Origin of the sequence: Pseudomonas arcuscaelestis (genome assembly GCF_016881005.1) — a bacterium.
GTDB lineage: Bacteria > Pseudomonadota > Gammaproteobacteria > Pseudomonadales > Pseudomonadaceae > Aquipseudomonas > Aquipseudomonas arcuscaelestis.
In genome coordinates, this window is sequence record NZ_JACOPV010000006.1 from 55,935 (window position 1) to 71,207 (window position 15,273).

Annotated in this window: 20 protein-coding genes; 12 read left to right on the forward strand and 8 right to left on the reverse strand. The window is 60.0% G+C overall.

Features of this window, described 5'->3' with window-relative positions; translation table 11 throughout:
- The first annotated feature begins 9 nt into the window (after positions 1 to 9).
- Entirely contained in the window at positions 10 to 894 is an 885-nt protein-coding gene (locus tag H8F21_RS10675) for a sugar nucleotide-binding protein (RefSeq protein ID WP_203479724.1), read from the forward strand.
- Positions 887 to 1,816 (forward strand): NAD-dependent epimerase/dehydratase family protein, encoded by a 930-nt coding sequence (locus H8F21_RS10680; RefSeq protein WP_203479725.1) that lies wholly within the window; start codon positions 887 to 889, stop codon positions 1,814 to 1,816. Before H8F21_RS10675 ends, H8F21_RS10680 begins: the two co-directional genes overlap by 8 nt.
- Positions 1,817 to 1,909: 93 nt before the next feature.
- On the opposite strand, the gene H8F21_RS10685 is transcribed toward H8F21_RS10680, so the two are convergent.
- The 5 genes from H8F21_RS10685 to H8F21_RS10705 all read right to left on the reverse strand — a co-directional run bounded on the left by H8F21_RS10685 (position 1,910) and on the right by H8F21_RS10705 (position 5,789).
- A complete protein-coding gene (locus H8F21_RS10685; RefSeq protein ID WP_203584328.1) occupies positions 1,910 to 2,593 on the reverse strand; it encodes an OmpW/AlkL family protein in 684 nt (227 codons plus the stop codon).
- Positions 2,594 to 2,703: 110 nt separating this feature from the next.
- Complete coding sequence (locus H8F21_RS10690; protein WP_203479726.1) at positions 2,704 to 3,219, reverse strand: DUF3299 domain-containing protein; 516 nt, start codon at positions 3,217 to 3,219, stop codon at positions 2,704 to 2,706.
- 8 nt (positions 3,220 to 3,227) lie between these two features.
- A complete protein-coding gene (locus H8F21_RS10695; RefSeq protein ID WP_203479727.1) occupies positions 3,228 to 4,493 on the reverse strand; it encodes an ABC transporter permease in 1,266 nt (421 codons plus the stop codon).
- Positions 4,493 to 5,212, reverse strand: a complete 720-nt coding sequence (locus H8F21_RS10700; protein WP_203479728.1) for an ABC transporter ATP-binding protein — start codon at positions 5,210 to 5,212, stop codon at positions 4,493 to 4,495. The genes H8F21_RS10695 and H8F21_RS10700 overlap by 1 nt, the downstream gene beginning before the upstream one ends.
- Before the next feature lie 13 nt (positions 5,213 to 5,225).
- Positions 5,226 to 5,789 (reverse strand): DUF2796 domain-containing protein, encoded by a 564-nt coding sequence (locus H8F21_RS10705; protein ID WP_203479729.1) that lies wholly within the window; start codon positions 5,787 to 5,789, stop codon positions 5,226 to 5,228.
- 133 nt (positions 5,790 to 5,922) lie between these two features.
- Here H8F21_RS10705 and H8F21_RS10710 point away from each other — a divergent pair, with 133 nt between their 5' ends.
- Positions 5,923 to 6,270: a hypothetical protein gene (locus H8F21_RS10710; protein WP_203479730.1), complete on the forward strand. Its 348-nt coding sequence runs from the start codon at positions 5,923 to 5,925 to the stop codon at positions 6,268 to 6,270.
- Positions 6,271 to 6,342: 72 nt separating this feature from the next.
- Here the strand turns inward: H8F21_RS10710 and trxA are convergent, their stop codons facing one another.
- Genes trxA through H8F21_RS10725 form a run of 3 tightly spaced genes read right to left on the reverse strand, consistent with a single transcriptional unit; the run spans position 6,343 to position 8,352 of the window.
- Positions 6,343 to 7,215 carry a thioredoxin gene (trxA, locus tag H8F21_RS10715; RefSeq protein ID WP_203479731.1) on the reverse strand — a complete coding sequence of 291 codons (873 nt, stop codon included), beginning with the start codon at positions 7,213 to 7,215 and terminating at the stop codon, positions 6,343 to 6,345.
- Between the two features lie 31 nt (positions 7,216 to 7,246).
- Positions 7,247 to 7,906 (reverse strand): class I SAM-dependent methyltransferase, encoded by a 660-nt coding sequence (locus tag H8F21_RS10720; protein ID WP_203479732.1) that lies wholly within the window; start codon positions 7,904 to 7,906, stop codon positions 7,247 to 7,249.
- Entirely contained in the window at positions 7,906 to 8,352 is a 447-nt protein-coding gene (locus H8F21_RS10725; protein WP_203479733.1) for a YbaY family lipoprotein, read from the reverse strand. Before H8F21_RS10725 ends, H8F21_RS10720 begins: the two co-directional genes overlap by 1 nt.
- Before the next feature lie 107 nt (positions 8,353 to 8,459).
- Here H8F21_RS10725 and nrdR point away from each other — a divergent pair, with 107 nt between their 5' ends.
- The 9 genes from nrdR (at position 8,460) to H8F21_RS10770 (ending at position 15,189) form a co-directional block, all read left to right on the forward strand.
- Complete coding sequence (gene nrdR / locus H8F21_RS10730; RefSeq protein WP_038606259.1) at positions 8,460 to 8,924, forward strand: transcriptional regulator NrdR; 465 nt, start codon at positions 8,460 to 8,462, stop codon at positions 8,922 to 8,924.
- A 2-nt stretch (positions 8,925 to 8,926) separates the two neighbouring features.
- On the forward strand, positions 8,927 to 10,057 hold the full coding sequence (gene ribD, locus H8F21_RS10735; RefSeq protein ID WP_203479734.1) for a bifunctional diaminohydroxyphosphoribosylaminopyrimidine deaminase/5-amino-6-(5-phosphoribosylamino)uracil reductase RibD: 1,131 nt from the start codon (positions 8,927 to 8,929) through the stop codon (positions 10,055 to 10,057).
- Between the two features lie 42 nt (positions 10,058 to 10,099).
- On the forward strand, positions 10,100 to 10,765 hold the full coding sequence (locus H8F21_RS10740; RefSeq protein WP_203479735.1) for a riboflavin synthase: 666 nt from the start codon (positions 10,100 to 10,102) through the stop codon (positions 10,763 to 10,765).
- A gap of 18 nt (positions 10,766 to 10,783) precedes the next feature.
- Positions 10,784 to 11,875 carry a bifunctional 3,4-dihydroxy-2-butanone-4-phosphate synthase/GTP cyclohydrolase II gene (gene ribBA / locus H8F21_RS10745; protein ID WP_203479736.1) on the forward strand — a complete coding sequence of 364 codons (1,092 nt, stop codon included), beginning with the start codon at positions 10,784 to 10,786 and terminating at the stop codon, positions 11,873 to 11,875.
- Positions 11,876 to 11,963: 88 nt separating this feature from the next.
- Entirely contained in the window at positions 11,964 to 12,440 is a 477-nt protein-coding gene (gene ribH / locus H8F21_RS10750) for a 6,7-dimethyl-8-ribityllumazine synthase (RefSeq protein WP_043861893.1), read from the forward strand.
- Positions 12,437 to 12,937 carry a transcription antitermination factor NusB gene (gene nusB / locus H8F21_RS10755; protein WP_136474289.1) on the forward strand — a complete coding sequence of 167 codons (501 nt, stop codon included), beginning with the start codon at positions 12,437 to 12,439 and terminating at the stop codon, positions 12,935 to 12,937. Before ribH ends, nusB begins: the two co-directional genes overlap by 4 nt.
- An 18-nt stretch (positions 12,938 to 12,955) precedes the next feature.
- The gene (gene thiL, locus H8F21_RS10760) at positions 12,956 to 13,921 is read left to right on the forward strand and encodes a thiamine-phosphate kinase (RefSeq protein ID WP_203479737.1); all 966 of its coding nucleotides are present in this window, start codon (positions 12,956 to 12,958) and stop codon (positions 13,919 to 13,921) included.
- Positions 13,918 to 14,421, forward strand: a complete 504-nt coding sequence (locus H8F21_RS10765) for a phosphatidylglycerophosphatase A family protein (protein ID WP_045182556.1) — start codon at positions 13,918 to 13,920, stop codon at positions 14,419 to 14,421. Before thiL ends, H8F21_RS10765 begins: the two co-directional genes overlap by 4 nt.
- Before the next feature lie 12 nt (positions 14,422 to 14,433).
- Positions 14,434 to 15,189 carry a substrate-binding periplasmic protein gene (locus tag H8F21_RS10770; RefSeq protein WP_203584329.1) on the forward strand — a complete coding sequence of 252 codons (756 nt, stop codon included), beginning with the start codon at positions 14,434 to 14,436 and terminating at the stop codon, positions 15,187 to 15,189.
- Positions 15,190 to 15,273: the final 84 nt, after the last annotated feature.

Consider the following 15,273-nt stretch of genomic DNA (forward strand, 5'->3'; position numbering starts at 1 on the left):
GCTGACTCTATGCGAATGCGCCTGATGCTGTTGGGTGGTGGAAATGCCCTCGGGCAAGCGCTGATTCGACTCGGGGCCGAGGAAGATATCGGCTTTCTGGCACCGCGTCCGCCAGATAACGGCTGGGATCCGGCCAGCTTGACCCAGTTGCTGGATGACACTCGCCCCGACGCGTTGGTGAATCTGGCCTATTACTTTGACTGGTTTCAGGCTGAGTCGGTCAGCGAAAAGCGCTTGGCTCAGCAAGAGCGCTCGGTGGAGCGCCTGGCGGAGCTGTGTCAGCACCACAACATAATTTTGATTCAGCCTTCGAGCTACCGGGTATTCGATGGTTCGCGCGCCACGGCCTACAGCGAAAAGGATGAGCCGGTGCCTTTGGGGCTGCGTGGTCAGGCACTGTGGCGAATCGAGCAAAGCGTGCGCTCCACCTGCCCGCAGCACGTGTTGTTGCGCTTTGGCTGGTTGCTCGACGAAAGTATCGACGGCGTGCTCGGGCGCTTTTTGACCCGCGCCGAACAGCCTCAGGAGTTGCAGTTGGCCGATGACCGTCGAGGCAATCCGACCCCGGTGGACGATGCCGCGCGGGTTATCCTCTCGGTGCTCAAGCAACTCGACTGTGCAGCGCCGTTGTGGGGGACGTACCACTACGCCGGCAACGAAGCGACAACACCATTGGTGCTGGGCCAAGCTATTCTCTCCGAGGCAGCGCAACTGCACAAACTGGCCGTCACCGCACCCACGGCGCAGGCCCATGCGGCGCGCCCCGATGCCAGCGATGAGCCGCAGTACGCGGTGCTGGCCTGCAAGAAAATCCTGCATACTTTCGGCATCAAGCCTCGCGCCTGGCGCTCGGGTTTGCCGCCTTTACTGGATCGATTCTATCGAAATGGCTGATTCTCCAATTCTGATCACCGGTGGCGCGGGTTTCATCGGTTCTCACCTCAGTGATGCATTGCTGGAGCAAGGCTACGCGGTGCGCATCCTCGACGATTTGTCGACAGGCAAACCTGGCAACCTGCAAATGGACAACCCCAGGCTTGAGCTGATCGAAGGTGATGTCGCCGACGGCGAGTTGGTCAAGCGAGCGGCAGCGGGATGTCGGGCTGTGGTTCACCTGGCGGCAGTTGCCTCGGTGCAGGCCTCGGTGGATGACCCGGTTAAAACCCATCAAAGCAATTTCATCGGCACGCTGAATGTATGCGAGGCCATGCGCCTCAATGGCATCAAACGGGTGCTGTTTGCCTCAAGCGCAGCTGTCTACGGTAACAACGGCGAAGGTCTGGCTATTGAAGAAGACGCGCCCAAGGCACCGCTTACGCCTTATGCGGTAGACAAGCTGGCCAGCGAGCAATACCTGGATTTCTATCGTCGCCAGCATGGTCTGGAGCCGGTAGTGTTCCGCTTCTTCAATATTTTCGGACCGCGCCAGGACCCTTCCTCGCCGTATTCGGGCGTGATCAGTATTTTCTGCGAGCGGGCGCTCAGCGGCCAGCCAATCACGCTGTTCGGGGACGGCGAGCAGACCCGGGATTTTCTCTACGTCGGCGATCTGGTCAACGTAATGGTCCAGGCCCTGGAGCAGGCGCAGGTTGAGGACGGGGCGGTGAATATCGGTTTGAACCAGGCCACCTCGCTAAACCAGTTGCTGGCAGCGCTTAAATCGGTGGTGGGTGATCTGCCAAGCATCACTTATGGGCCGGCACGTTCTGGCGATATTCGCCATTCGCGCGCGAACAATCAGCGATTGCTGGCGCGCTTCAACTTTCCTGAGCCGACATCGATTGCCGAAGGGCTGGCACGACTGTTGGGGCGCTGAAGCCAGAATGCATCGCGGGGCAAGTCCGCTTCCACACCGATCTCCTGATCCTGTGGAAGCGGACTTGCCCCGCGATTTGTATCAGACGCTAAATCAGAACTTGTAACCTACACCTACCATGTAGACCCATGGATCGACATCTACGTCGACCTTGGTCTTGCCGACGCCCAAGGCGCTCGGACCGTCGATGGTTGCCTTGGTGTCGATGTCCACGTACCAGACTGCGGCGTTGACCAGGAAGTGCTCGTTGATCATGTAGTCCATGCCCAGCTGACCTGCGAGGCCCACCGAGTCTTTCAGCTTCAGGTTGCTGAAGCCTTGAGCCTTGCGGTTGCTGCTCAGGTCTTCGTCAAAGAACATGGTGTAGTTCAGGCCGATACCCGCGTAAGGCTGGAACTTGGAAGAGGGTTCCATCGGGTAGTACTGCAGCGACAAGGTCGGTGGCAGTTGTTTGATGTCGCCCAGCTTGCCATCCAGGCCTGCGCCCAGACCTTTTACACCTACGGTGTGTTGAAACGGAGTGGCCGCCAACAGTTCCAGACCGATGTGGTCGGTCAGCATGTAGGCGAAGGCCAGGCCCAGTTGGGTGTCGCTGTCCAGCGTCGCTTTGGTGCCAGAGACCTTGGTGCCGTCGAGCTTGATGTCACCGCTGTTTTCGTTGGGAGCAGTAGTGATTGCGCCGGCACGCAGAATGAAGTCACCTGCCTGGTGGGCTTGGGCAACAGGGGCTGCGAGCGCCAGGGTAATGAGCGAGGCGCTGAGCAAGGTCTTGTTCATGGAAGCTCCCAAAGGACGTTTAGAATTAAGTACGACCAATGGTAAAGAGACGCCAGACTGGCAATTTGACCCAGCTCAATGAAAGCGTGGAAGCCGAAGTTGCTGGGTAATCATTGCAGTTCGTAGGCGTAGATTTTTTCTGCCTCCATTTGATACCCGGCATCGGCCAGCTCGCTGCTGGTGTTTTTCACCTGCATACGGCCTTCGATCCAGTAAGGCTGATAGAGGTCTTCGATCCTTACGCCCATTTCACTGACGATGTGCACGATCTGGTTTGAGGGTGGTGGTGGAACATGGATGCAGGCACCGTAGTAGGGCACCAATAGAAACTCGGTGGTACGACCTTCCTCGCTGACTTCCAACGGCACGATATAGCCTGGCAACTTCACGAACTGGCCATCGAGCGCCTTGACCACTGGGGCGTTGGGCGCTTGCTGAAGGGCGGCTGGCGCTGACTCGGCGGCCAGCGCATCACTCAACTGCGACAGGTCGTGAAGTGGCGCCATTTGCGGTTGGATGATCGGTGCACCCGCTGGAATCAGTTGCGGCCATTCCAGGGTGCGAGGCTCATCGGCCCACAGCGGAGTCGTCACCAGCAGCAGTATCAAAAGCAGAACGCGTGACATCAAGACTCTCACAGGTGAATGGACAGGCCATCGGCCAGGGACTGCCGATAGGCTCGCCAGGCTGGGACGCTGCCCATCAGTAAGGCGGCGCCGAGGATCAGCGCCAGCAGGTTCCATTCATGCGCACTTGGCCAGGCCAATGGCAGAAACAGGCCATAGTTGGCTTGAACATAGCCCTGGGCCAGCGCTATACCGAGATACAGCAAGCCTAGCCCCGCGGCAATACCAACCACTGCCAATGCCATTGCTTCAAGCACCAGCAGGCCCGCAATGTGCCAAGGGCGGGCACCAACCGAGCGCAGGATGGCCATCTCCCGGCGACGTTCGTTGAGGCTGGTAAGGATGGCGGTGAGCATGCCGATCAGCCCGGTCAGTACCACAAACAGAGACACCACGAACAAGGCCTGCTCGGCGGTGCCCATCAGGCTCCATAGCTCTTGCAGGGCCACACCCGGCAAAATCGCCAGCAGTGGCTCGGTGCGGTATTCATTGATTTCACGTTGCAGGCTGAAGGTGGAAATCTTGTTGTTCAGACCGAGCATGACTGCGGTTATCGCGGCGGGCGTCAGGTCCATGTTGCGCGCCTGGTCGGCGCTGATGCGGCCAGCGCCACGGGCGGGTACGCCGTTGTGCCAGTCGATGTGCATCGCCTCCATGCCGCCGAGGCTGATGTGCAGCGTGCGGTCTACCGGGGTGCCGGTACGTTTGAGTACGCCCACGACGGTGAAGGGTTTGTCGTCATGCTTGACCAGGCTGATGGCGGCTACACCGTGGGCCAGCACCAATTTGTCACCCAGCGAATAGTGCAGGGCCTGCGCCACCTCGGCTCCCAGGACCACTTCAAAGGGGTCGCTGGCGAAGGCGCGACCTTGAGCCAGTTGCAGGTTCTGCTTGCGGCCGTATTGATAATGTTCGAAGTAGCTGGCGGTGGTGCCCATCACACGGTAACCGCGGTGGGAGTCACCGAGCGAAATTGGAATCGCCCATTTCACGCGTTTATCGCTGGCGTAGTGCCCGTAGCTGTCCCAGCGAATATTGTTGGTGGCATTGCCGATGCGAAACACTGAATACAGCAGCAGATTCACCGACCCGGAACGAGCACCGACAATCAGGTCGGTGCCACTGATGGTGCTGGCGAAACTGGCACGGGCTTCGGTGCGCACCCGCTCCACCGCCAGCAGCAGGCACACCGACAAGGCGATCGCAAACGCGGTGAGAAAAGCGGTGAAGCGTCGATTGGCGAGGCTCGCCAGGGCAAGACGAAGCAGGTACATCAGACCTCCAGGTCGGTGGCTGGTTGAGCCGCGCGGTTGAGGTCGGCCAGTGATACCTGACGATCGAACAGGGCTGCCAGGCTCTGGTCATGGCTGACGAACAGCAAGCTGGAGCCTGCATCGCGGCATTCGGCAAACAGCAAGCGGATGAAGGCTTCGCGGGTATCAGCGTCGAGCGCCGAGGTCGGTTCGTCGGCGATTACCAGTTCCGGCTGGCCGATCAAGGCGCGGGCCGCCGCAACCCGTTGTTGCTGGCCGATGGACAGGCTGTCGGCGCGCCGTGCGAGCAAGCCCGGGTCTTTGAGACCCAGATGTGCAAGCAGGCTGGCAGCGGCCTGATTGACACTGCCATGACGCGATGCGGCGCGTTGAGCGCGGTTGCGTGAAAAGCGGCAAGGCAGTTCGACGTTTTCGCGCACCGAAAGAAATGGCAGCAAGTTGAACTGCTGGAAAATGTAGCCGGTGTGGTCGACTCGAAAGCGGTCGCGGGCGGCCATACTCAGCTCGCTCAAGTCCTGGCCGAGCAGACGAACGCTGCCACGATCAGGTTGCTGTACACCGCCAAGCAGACCGAGCAGGGTGGTTTTGCCACTGCCGCTGGGGCCTTTGAGAAACAAGGATTCACCCGCCTCAAGGCGCAAGGTGGGGATATCCAACAGTGGGGCTTGGCCCGGCCAGGCAAAGCCCAGGTCGGTCAGTTCAATCAATGCCTGGCTCATAGCAAAGGGGCTTTTACAAAGGAATTGAGGCGTTGGCTGCAGTGGCTTCGATGCCCTGCTGGCCATTGGGTCCGATCAGTTGTACCTGAATTTTCTGGGTGGCGGGGAACGCCTTGAACAGTGGGCTCAGGTCCAGCTTGCCGAGCTGCTCGGGTTTGGCGCAATCGAACCTGTAGTGAGCGTGGATCTCGCTGTGGTCATGGTCATCTTTCGCAGCCTCCGGCGCGTCACCAAACAATGGGCTTTGCAGATCCAGGGCCGATTCGCTGCAGTTGGCGGCTTTATCCACAGTGAACAACACAAGTGGTTTTTCCAGTTGTGCGCGTACGGCGGCAACCTTGGCTTTGTCGCTGTCGCTGCTGGCAGCATGCTCGAAGCCGACCAGATTCATGGCCGGGCTCTCCAGTTCCAGCTCCAGCGACTTGCCATCGAGTGCAATATTGAGACGGGCAACACCGTGCTCATGGGCACTCAGGCTGGCATGGGCGTGGTCATGATCATGGTCGTGATCCTCATGGGCTTGAGCAACGGCCAAAGGCAACAAGGCGAACGGCAACGCAAGGAACAGGCGACGCATGGGCAAGACTCCGCGAGGGCACAGGGGTTGATATGGTTATGTTATAACAACTTATTGCAGCGTTACCAGCCTGCTTGGCGATAGATCTTTGGCATGGGAGCATGGTGCCCATCACTGAGCAGAGGAGACGACCGTGCGAATTCGTGGACATATCGGCGACTGGCCGGTGGATTTGACCCTGGAGCTGGACCCTGCGGAGTGGGCGCAACTGGCTGGGCATCTCACGCCAGCAGCACCGCAAGCGGGGGCGGCGACAGCGTCTACGGCGCCAAGCAGCAGACCGGATGACGCCCTCTGGCAAGCTGCCCGGGAAGTGCTGCGTAATGCAGGGCAGCTCAATGGGCCGCAGTTGCTTGAGCGCCTGGAGGGTTTGGCGGGCAATACCGCAGCAGGCAAGCGCTTACTGGTGCGCCTGCGCCACAGCGCCGAGGTGAAAGTTGAAAGCGGGGTGGATGCGCCAATTTATCACTGGCTGGGATGACTCAAAAGACCGTGAACACAGCCAGCGGGAGCAGACGTCACACGACACCTGCCCCCGCCAGTCGCTGAGTGACTAGTACAACGCCGCGAACAACTTGCGACGGTAGGTACCCACCAGCGGATGATCATTGCCCAGTAGATCGAATACCTGCAGCAGCGTCTTGTGCGGGAGGCCGCCTTCATAGCCGCGGTTACGCATGAACAACTTGAGCATGCCATCCAGAGCGGCTTCGTACTGCTGGCGCGACAACTGCTGGATGCACAGTTGATAGGCCGCCTCGTCGTCTTCACCGTTTTGCGCCAGGCGCGCTTTGAGGTCGGCGACTTCGGGCAGGTTTGCAGCCTGGCGCAGGAAGGTCAGTTGCGCCTTGGCACCGGCCAACGCCGCTTTGTGCTCGTCGCTTTTGACTGCATCGAGCACAGTCTGGGCTTCATCCAATTCGCCGCGCTCTGCCAGGCAGCGGGCGTACAGAATCAACGCACCGGCATTGCTGTTATCTTCGCTCAGCAACGCCTTGAGGGTGGCTTCGGCCTCGCTGAAGCGACCTTCGCCAAACTGTACCTGAGCAAGTTCCAGAGGATCAGCCGCCGTCGGCGCTGGCATTTGCACATGAGGCTCAAGCAGGGCGCGTATTGCTGATTCTGGCTGGGCACCGGCAAAACCATCGACCGGCTGGCCATCTTTGAACAGCACCACGGTTGGCAGGCTGCGAATACCGAAGCGGGCGACGATGTCTTGCTCGATATCGCAATTGACCTTGGCCAGCAACAGTTCGCCTTGGTAGCTCTCGGTAATTTGCGCGAGCAGTGGCATCAGCGCTTTGCAGGGAGCGCACCACTCGGCCCAGAAATCGACCAGCACCGGTTTGTGATGGGAGTTGGCGATTACCAGCTGATCGAAATCGGCAGCGCTGGTGTCGAAAACATAAGGGGTGTCTTGGCTCATCGCGACTCTCGAAAATCCGTGAATGACATCACTATAAAGGCTGGCGGCTGGCGTGGTACAGGCTGACCCTACGGAATTCGTGGGGCTCGGCAAGGTCCGGCAAGGTCAGCGCCTCAAGCACGCCCAAAGGTTGGTACAGCGGGTGGCTGAAGTCTCGTACACGCGAGTCAGCAACCAGGGCTTGTTGGCCTCGACTGAGAAAACTGTCCAGCAACGGCAGGTTGGCCCGGTCATAGAGCACATCGGCGACCAGAATCAGATCAAAGCGATCCTTCTCCTGAAAGAAATCCCCCGAATAGTTCAGCTCCACGCCATTGAGTTTCGCGTTGGCCCGGCAGGCCTGCAGCGCCAGTGGGTCGAGGTCGCAAGCCACCACCTCGAGGGCGCCCGCCCGCGCGGCAGCGATGCCGGCAATGCCGGAACCTGCACCAAAATCCAGCACACGCTTGCCATGTACCCAGTGCCGGTACTCATCCAGATAGCGCGCCATGGCCAGGCCACTGGCCCAGCAGAAGCTCCAGTAGGGTGGCTCGTGGAGGATGCGCTGGGTTTCCTCGGAGCTGAACTCACGGTCCATGTTCTCGGCGTCAATCAGCCAGAGCTTGAGTGAGCACTCCGGCAGGTCACTTACCACCAGCCGAGCGTCCCCGAGTAGTTCACCCAGGGCCTGCTGCAGGGGCGCCGGGGCCATCATGGCGCCTTTTCGAAGCGCAGCGGGCCGGTTGCCTGGCTTTGCGCCTGGGCAATCCGCACGGGCGGCAGGTGCAGAATCAATTGGCCGGACTTGCTGGCGCGACCGCGTAGCTCAACGCGGGCACCTGCTGGAAAGGCCTGCGGGTTAAACCGCAGTTGATACGGCAGATCGAGACCGTTACCACTTAAGGTGCTGCTGGCCAGCAGGTTCTGGGGGCGACCGCGTTCATCAATAACCAACAGGGCGAGCTCGACTTCGGCCCCTGCGGGAATATTGAGCAGGGTTCCGCTCAATTCACGTTGGTAGGCTGGCAGCGGGCCGAGACCTTTCGGCGTTTTACTGGCGACCGGTGCCTTGGGCGCCGGTGCAGACGCGAGTTGATCACTGCTGCAGGCGGTTAACAAGGCGGCAAAACTGAGCACAACGAGCGCTCGAAATGGCATGGGGAATTCCTTCGCGGCATATTTCCTCAGTGGATGGTAACCCCTTTGGCTTGTCTTGCCAGTGGGATGCGCTACCATGGCCCTCCCTTTTTTTGTTGCCTGCCACCATGCACTGTCCCTTCTGCGGTGCCAACGACACCAAGGTCATCGACTCGCGACTTGTAGCCGAGGGCGAGCAAGTGCGCCGTCGACGCGAATGCGTTGCCTGCGGCGAACGTTTCACCACCTTCGAAACAGCCGAGCTGGTTCTGCCCCGCCTGATCAAGCAGGACGGCAGTCGCCAACCCTTCGACGAAGAAAAACTGCGTGCTGGCATGCAGCGCGCCCTGGAAAAACGACCGGTAAGCGTTGAGCGCCTGGAAGCGGCGTTGGCGCATATCAAGCACAAGCTGCGAGCGACCGGCGAGCGCGAGGTCAAATCCCTGGTAGTCGGTGAACTGGTGATGAACGAGCTGCAAAAGCTCGATGAAGTCGCCTACATCCGGTTCGCTTCGGTTTATCGGCGCTTCCAGGATCTCAACGAGTTTCGTGAAGAAATCGATCGCCTGGCACGTGAGCCGGCTAAAGAGTAGGCATGGCAAACGAACGCGCAGTACTCGACGCTCATTACATGGCCCGTGCCCTGGAACTGGCTCGCAAGGGCTTGTATTCAACCCATCCCAACCCGCGCGTCGGGTGTGTGATCGTGCGCGATGGCCAGATTGTCGGCGAAGGCTGGCATGTAAGAGCGGGTGAGCCTCACGCCGAAGTACACGCGTTGCGTGAAGCGGGCGAACTGGCGCGTGGCGGCTGCGCTTATGTCACCCTTGAACCGTGCAGCCACCACGGGCGGACACCGCCTTGTGCCGAGGCGCTAGTCAAGGCGGGCGTAGCGCGTGTGGTCGCGGCCATGCAGGACCCCAACCCACAAGTGGCGGGGCAGGGGCTCAAACGCTTGGCCGACGTTGGTATCGATGTTGCCAGCGGTGTGCTCGAAGCCGAGGCGCGTACACTCAACCCAGGTTTTCTCAAGCGCATGGAGTGCGGCCTGCCGTTTGTACGGGCAAAACTTGCCATGAGCCTGGATGGCCGCACGGCCATGGCCAACGGCGAGAGCCAGTGGATAACAGGCCCCGCCGCGCGCTCAGCGGTACAGCGTCTGCGTGCCCGCTCCAGCGTGGTACTGACCAGTGCCGAAAGTGTGCTGGCCGACAATGCGCGAATGACCGTGCGTGGTAACGAGCTGGGCCTTGATCCGCAAACCACAGCCCTTGCTCTTGAGCGCCCTCCCTTGCGTGTGCTGGTTGATGGCCGCTTGCGCTTACCCCTCGACGCGCCGTTTTTCAAGGCCGGGCCGGCATTGGTGGTTACCGCAGCGGCTGTTGATCCAGCCTATGCCGAAGCCGGCCATGAACTACTGCACCTGCCGGGTGCCAACGGTCAAGTGGATCTGTCTGCGCTGCTGCGCGAGTTGGCGGCGCGCGGAAGCAGTGAAGTGTTGCTCGAAGCTGGAGCCCGCCTGGTGGGCGCTTTTGCCCAGCTTGGTTTGATCGACGAATATCAGATATTCATTGCCGGCAAGTTCCTGGGCTCCAACGCCCGGCCTTTGCTGGATTTGCCGCTGAACCACATGCGTGAGGCGGTGCAGTTGAAAATTACTGAAATGCGCGCAGTAGGCGATGACTGGCGAGTCACTGCAGTCCCTGTGCCGACACCCGGCGTATAATTCCAGGCTAGCTACGCGCAGCCCTGTTCTCGAGGAGGACTCATGTTCACCGGCATCATCGAATCCATCGGCAGTATCCGCACCCTGACCCCCAAAGGCGGAGACGTACGGGTATATGTCGAAACCGGCAAGCTCGACCTGGGCGACGTCAAACTGGGCGACAGTATCGCCGTCAACGGTGTCTGCCTGACGGCGGTCGAGCTGCCTGGCGATGGCTTCTGGGCCGACGTCAGTCGCGAAACCCTGGACTGCACCGCCTTTAATGAGCTCAAGAGCGGCAGTCGGGTCAATCTGGAAAAAGCGCTGACGCCAACCACCCGCCTGGGCGGCCATCTGGTCAGCGGCCATGTCGACGGTGTTGGCGAAGTGGTCTCGCGCAGCGATAACGCCCGAGCCATCCAGTTCCGCATTCGTGCGCCCAAGGAGCTGGCCAAGTACATTGCCCACAAAGGCTCGATCACTGTCGATGGCACCAGTCTGACGGTGAACGTTGTCGATGGCGCCGAGTTCGAGCTGACCATCGTTCCGCATACCCTGGCCGAAACCATCATGGCCGACTACCGTCCAGGTCGTCGGGTCAACCTTGAGGTCGACCTGCTGGCGCGTTACCTGGAGCGTTTGCTGCTGGGTGACAAAGCTGCAGAGCCGAGCAACGGCAGCGGCATTACCGAAAGTTTCCTGGCCGCCAACGGCTACCTGAAATCCTGATTTGAAAGGGGGTGCCGCGTGGCGCTCAACAGCATCGAAGAACTGGTTGAAGACATCCGCCAAGGCAAAATGGTCATTCTGATGGATGACGAAGACCGCGAGAACGAAGGCGATGTGATCATGGCGGCCGAGTGCTGCCAGGCCGAGCACATCAACTTCATGGCCAAGCATGCCCGTGGTCTGATCTGCATGCCGATGTCGCGTGAACGCTGCGAAACGCTCAAGCTGCCACTGATGGCGCCGCGCAACGGTTCCGGCTTTGGCACCAAATTCACCGTCTCGATCGAAGCCGCAACCGGCGTCACCACCGGTATATCCGCTGCTGATCGCGCCCGCACTGTGCAGGCTGCCGCCGCTCGTGATGCCAAGGCCGAAGACATCGTCAGCCCGGGGCACATCTTTCCGCTGATGGCGCAACCTGGCGGAACCCTGGCCCGTGCCGGCCATACCGAAGCGGCTTGCGATCTGGCGCGCATGGCTGGTTTCGAGCCAAGCGGTGTGATCTGTGAAGTGATGAACGATGACGGCACCATGTCCCGTCGCCCGGAGCTGGAGGCATTTGCCGCCGAGCACGGCATCAAGATCGGCACCATTGCCGACCTGATTCACTACCGCATGATCCACGAACGTACCGTTCAGCGGATTTCCGAGCAGCCGTTGGACAGCGAACTGGGCAGCTTCAACCTGGTGACTTACCGCGATTCGGTTGAAGGCGATGTGCACATGGCCCTGACCCTGGGCAACATCTGTGCAGAAGAACCGACCCTGGTGCGGGTACACAACATGGATCCGCTGCGCGACCTGTTGATGGTCAAGCAGCCAGGTCGCTGGAGCCTGCGCGCCGCCATGAGCGCGGTCGCCGAGGCCGGCAGCGGTGTGGTGTTACTGCTTGGCCACCCGCTGGAAGGCGATGTACTGCTGGCGCATATCCGTGAAAGTGCTGATGCGTCTCCAGCGAAAACGCCGACCACTTACAGCACCGTCGGTGCCGGTTCGCAGATTCTGCGTGACCTGGGCGTACGCAAAATGCGCCTGATGAGCTCACCAATGAAGTTCAATGCGATATCCGGATTCGATCTGGAAGTTGTAGAATACGTGCCCTCCGAATAAAGCAGGGGCTATTCCCACTGTTGATTCGGAACAAAACTCCCACAGGCCGCACCGTTGCGGCCTGGCTCTTTAAGATGAGAACCCCGCAATGTCCCTGAAGACCATCGAAGGTACCTTCATTGCCCCCAAAGGTCGCTATGCTTTGGTGGTTGGCCGCTTTAACAGCTTCGTAGTCGAAAGCCTGGTAAGCGGTGCTGTTGATGCCCTGGTTCGCCATGGCGTGAGCGAAAGCGACATCACCATCATTCGTGCCCCGGGTGCGTTCGAGATCCCGCTGGTTGCACAGAAAGTCGCCCAACAAAGCGAATATGCCGCAATCATCGCCCTGGGCGCAGTGATTCGTGGCGGTACCCCGCACTTTGAATACGTGGCGGGCGAATGCACCAAGGGCCTGGCCCAGGTGTCCATGGAGTTCGGCGTACCGGTGGCATTCGGTGTCCTGACTGTCGACTCGATTGAACAGGCCATTGAACGTTCTGGCACCAAAGCCGGCAACAAGGGTGCCGAAGCTGCTCTGTCCGCCCTGGAAATGGTCAGCCTGCTGGCGCAGTTGGAGGCCAAGTGATTAGCGACGAAAGCGATCGTTTCAACCCGCGCGATCCAAAACCTGCGGATGCTGGCAAACCATCGAAAAGCGCCAAGCGTCGCGAAGCTCGTCAGCTTGCGACTCAAGCGCTGTACCAATGGCACATGGCCAAGCACTCGCTGAACGAGATCGAAGCGCAGTTCCGGGTCGATAACGATTTCACCGATGTCGATGGTGCTTATTTCCGTGAAATCCTGCATGGGGTTCCGGCAATCAAGGAAGAAATCGACAAGGCCCTGGTCCCTTGCCTGGATCTGGCCCTTGAAGAACTTGACCCGGTTGAGCTGGCGGTTCTGCGCCTGTCTACCTGGGAGTTCATCAAGCGCGTTGACGTGCCATACCGTGTAGTCATCAACGAAGGTGTCGAGTTGGCTAAGGTCTACGGCGCCACCGACGGCCACAAGTTCGTCAACGGTGTGCTCGACAAATTGGCACCACGGCTGCGTGAAGCCGAAGTAAAGGCGTTCAAGCGCTGATTTCGGCGCTGATTGCCAATGGGTGAGTTCGAGCTGATTCGCCATTTCTTCGCCGCCGCGCCTTGCGCGCAGGGCGGCGAAGCGGTAGCGCTGGGCATTGGCGACGATTGCGCCTTGCTCAGCCTGGCGCCGGGTGAACAGGTGGCGATCTCCACCGATACGCTGGTGGCCGGGGTGCATTTCCCGGCTGTCTGCGACCCTTTTTTGCTCGGTCAGCGTTCGCTGGCCGTTGCCGCCAGTGATTTGGCTGCCATGGGCGCCAGGCCCATTGGCTTTACCCTTGCCCTGACCCTGCCAGAAGTGCGTGCCGACTGGCTGCAGGCCTATGCCCATGGCCTGAACCAGATGGCGCAAGCCTGCCAGCTCAGCCTTATTGGTGGTGATACCACCCGTGGCCCGCTGAGCTTGACCATGACCGTGTTCGGGCGGGTGCCCGCTGGCCTGGCCCTGACCCGCAGCGGCGCCCGTGCTGGAGACTTGCTGTGCGTGGGCGGCGAACTTGGCAATGCTGCAGGTGCCTTGCCGCTGGTGCTTGGCGAGCAGCAGGCTGACTCGGCGTTGGCTGACCCGTTGCTGGCCCATTACTGGTCGCCCCAGCCGCAATTTGCTCTGGGGCAGGCGCTACGCGGCAAGGCCACTTCGGCGTTGGATATTTCCGATGGGCTATTGGCCGATTGCGGGCATATCGCCAAGGCTTCGCAGGTGTCTGTGCAGGTGCAACTGAGCAGACTGCCCATCTCGGCAGCGCTGCAAACGTTCCTCGGGCATCAAGGGGCTCTGCAAGCCGCATTGACTGGTGGTGACGATTACGTATTGGCGTTCACCTTGCCTGAGGTGGAGGTTGCCCCTCTGCTGGAGGCCGGTTGGCCGATCCATGTGGTGGGGCGTGTAGGCACTGGCACAGGCGTTTCCCTGGTCGATGACCAGGGCAAGGACATCACCCCGACAACCCGGGGTTATCAACATTTTAGGGAGCAACCGTGACCGATCACCCCAATCAGGTGCCTGCGGAGAACGTTCCGCCTTCGGTCTGGCGCAATCCGTGGCACTTTCTCGCATTCGGCTTCGGCTCCGGGACCTTGCCCAAGGCGCCGGGAACCTGGGGCTCGCTGGTAGCGTTGCCCTTCATCCCGTTGTGGCAAATGCTGCCCGACTGGGGTTACTGGTTGATGCTGGGCCTGACCATGCTGTTCGGCTTCTGGCTGTGCGGCAAAGTTGCCGATGACTTGCGTGTTCACGACCACGAAGGCATTGTCTGGGACGAAATGGTCGGCATGTGGATCACCCTCTGGCTGGTTCCGGAAGGTTGGCAATGGCTACTGGCGGGCTTTTTGATGTTCCGTTTCTTCGACATCCTCAAGCCCTGGCCGATTCGCTGGATTGACCGTCATGTGCATGGCGGCGTCGGAATCATGCTTGACGATGTGCTAGCTGGCGTCTTCGCTTGGTTGGGTATGCAAGTGCTTGTATGGAGTGTCACTTAAGGGAGTGGTGCAATGCGTGGATGGCGAGTAATCCTGTTGATCCTGGCGCTGGTTGCCAGCGGTGTTCATGCCAGCGAGACAATCACAGTTCCCAAGCAGGTGCGACTGGCCAGCGAGATCTGGGAGGACTACACCAACGCCGACGGTAGCGGCATTGCCTGGGATATTCTGCGCAAGGTATTCGAGCCGGCTGGGGTCAAGGTCAAGAGCGTCAGTGTCCCGTACAGCAGGGCAATTGGCCTGGTCAAACGCGGCGAAGCCGATGCCTGGGTGGGTTCCTATTATGAAGAAAGCGCGGACAACCTCTATCCGCGCTGGCATTTCGATACCGACCATATTTACGCCCTGAGCCTTGCCAGCAAGCCACTGCCTACCTTGGATAACCTCAGCCAGTTCAAGCTTTCCTGGGTTCGCGGCTACGACTATCAGAGTTACCTGCCAAAGGTTGGCGAATACCGTGAGGTGCAGCGGCGCGAAGGGATCCTGCCGATGCTCGAGCGTGGGCGGGTGGATTTCTATATCGATGCGCAAACTGAAGTCGATTACGTGCTGAATCAGGCTAGCGAGAATGAGCGTGACAAATTCCGCAGCGTTCACATTGCCGAATTGCCGATGTACCTGGCGTTTGGCAACACCGAAGAGGGGCGGGCGCTCAAGGAATTGTTCGATCAGCGCATGGATGTACTGGTCGCCAGTGGTGAGTTGCGGGCGATCTTCAGTCATTGGTCCCAGCCCTATCCCTTCGACAAGGTGAAGGGCCAGAAGTAGCTCAAATCGTACCTGTCGATGGGTTTGAGCAAACATTCGACCTGAGCAGCCTGCTCACATGCTGGTACAATCGGCCCACTTCAA

Bases quoted from the DNA above. Each gene is read 5' to 3' on its own strand.
- H8F21_RS10675 (WP_203479724.1), top strand. From the start codon at position 10: ATGCGAATGCGCCTGATGCTGTTGGGTGGTGGAAATGCCCTCGGGCAA.
- H8F21_RS10680 (WP_203479725.1), top strand. From the start codon at position 887: ATGGCTGATTCTCCAATTCTGATCACCGGTGGCGCGGGTTTCATCGGT.
- H8F21_RS10685 (WP_203584328.1), bottom strand. From the start codon at position 2,593: ATGAACAAGACCTTGCTCAGCGCCTCGCTCATTACCCTGGCGCTCGCA.
- H8F21_RS10690 (WP_203479726.1), bottom strand. From the start codon at position 3,219: ATGTCACGCGTTCTGCTTTTGATACTGCTGCTGGTGACGACTCCGCTG.
- H8F21_RS10695 (WP_203479727.1), bottom strand. From the start codon at position 4,493: ATGTACCTGCTTCGTCTTGCCCTGGCGAGCCTCGCCAATCGACGCTTC.
- H8F21_RS10700 (WP_203479728.1), bottom strand. From the start codon at position 5,212: ATGAGCCAGGCATTGATTGAACTGACCGACCTGGGCTTTGCCTGGCCG.
- H8F21_RS10705 (WP_203479729.1), bottom strand. From the start codon at position 5,789: ATGCGTCGCCTGTTCCTTGCGTTGCCGTTCGCCTTGTTGCCTTTGGCC.
- trxA (WP_203479731.1), bottom strand. From the start codon at position 7,215: ATGAGCCAAGACACCCCTTATGTTTTCGACACCAGCGCTGCCGATTTC.
- H8F21_RS10720 (WP_203479732.1), bottom strand. From the start codon at position 7,906: ATGGCCCCGGCGCCCCTGCAGCAGGCCCTGGGTGAACTACTCGGGGAC.
- H8F21_RS10725 (WP_203479733.1), bottom strand. From the start codon at position 8,352: ATGCCATTTCGAGCGCTCGTTGTGCTCAGTTTTGCCGCCTTGTTAACC.
- nrdR (WP_038606259.1), top strand. From the start codon at position 8,460: ATGCACTGTCCCTTCTGCGGTGCCAACGACACCAAGGTCATCGACTCG.
- ribD (WP_203479734.1), top strand. From the start codon at position 8,927: ATGGCAAACGAACGCGCAGTACTCGACGCTCATTACATGGCCCGTGCC.
- H8F21_RS10740 (WP_203479735.1), top strand. From the start codon at position 10,100: ATGTTCACCGGCATCATCGAATCCATCGGCAGTATCCGCACCCTGACC.
- ribH (WP_043861893.1), top strand. From the start codon at position 11,964: ATGTCCCTGAAGACCATCGAAGGTACCTTCATTGCCCCCAAAGGTCGC.
- thiL (WP_203479737.1), top strand. From the start codon at position 12,956: ATGGGTGAGTTCGAGCTGATTCGCCATTTCTTCGCCGCCGCGCCTTGC.
- H8F21_RS10770 (WP_203584329.1), top strand. From the start codon at position 14,434: ATGCGTGGATGGCGAGTAATCCTGTTGATCCTGGCGCTGGTTGCCAGC.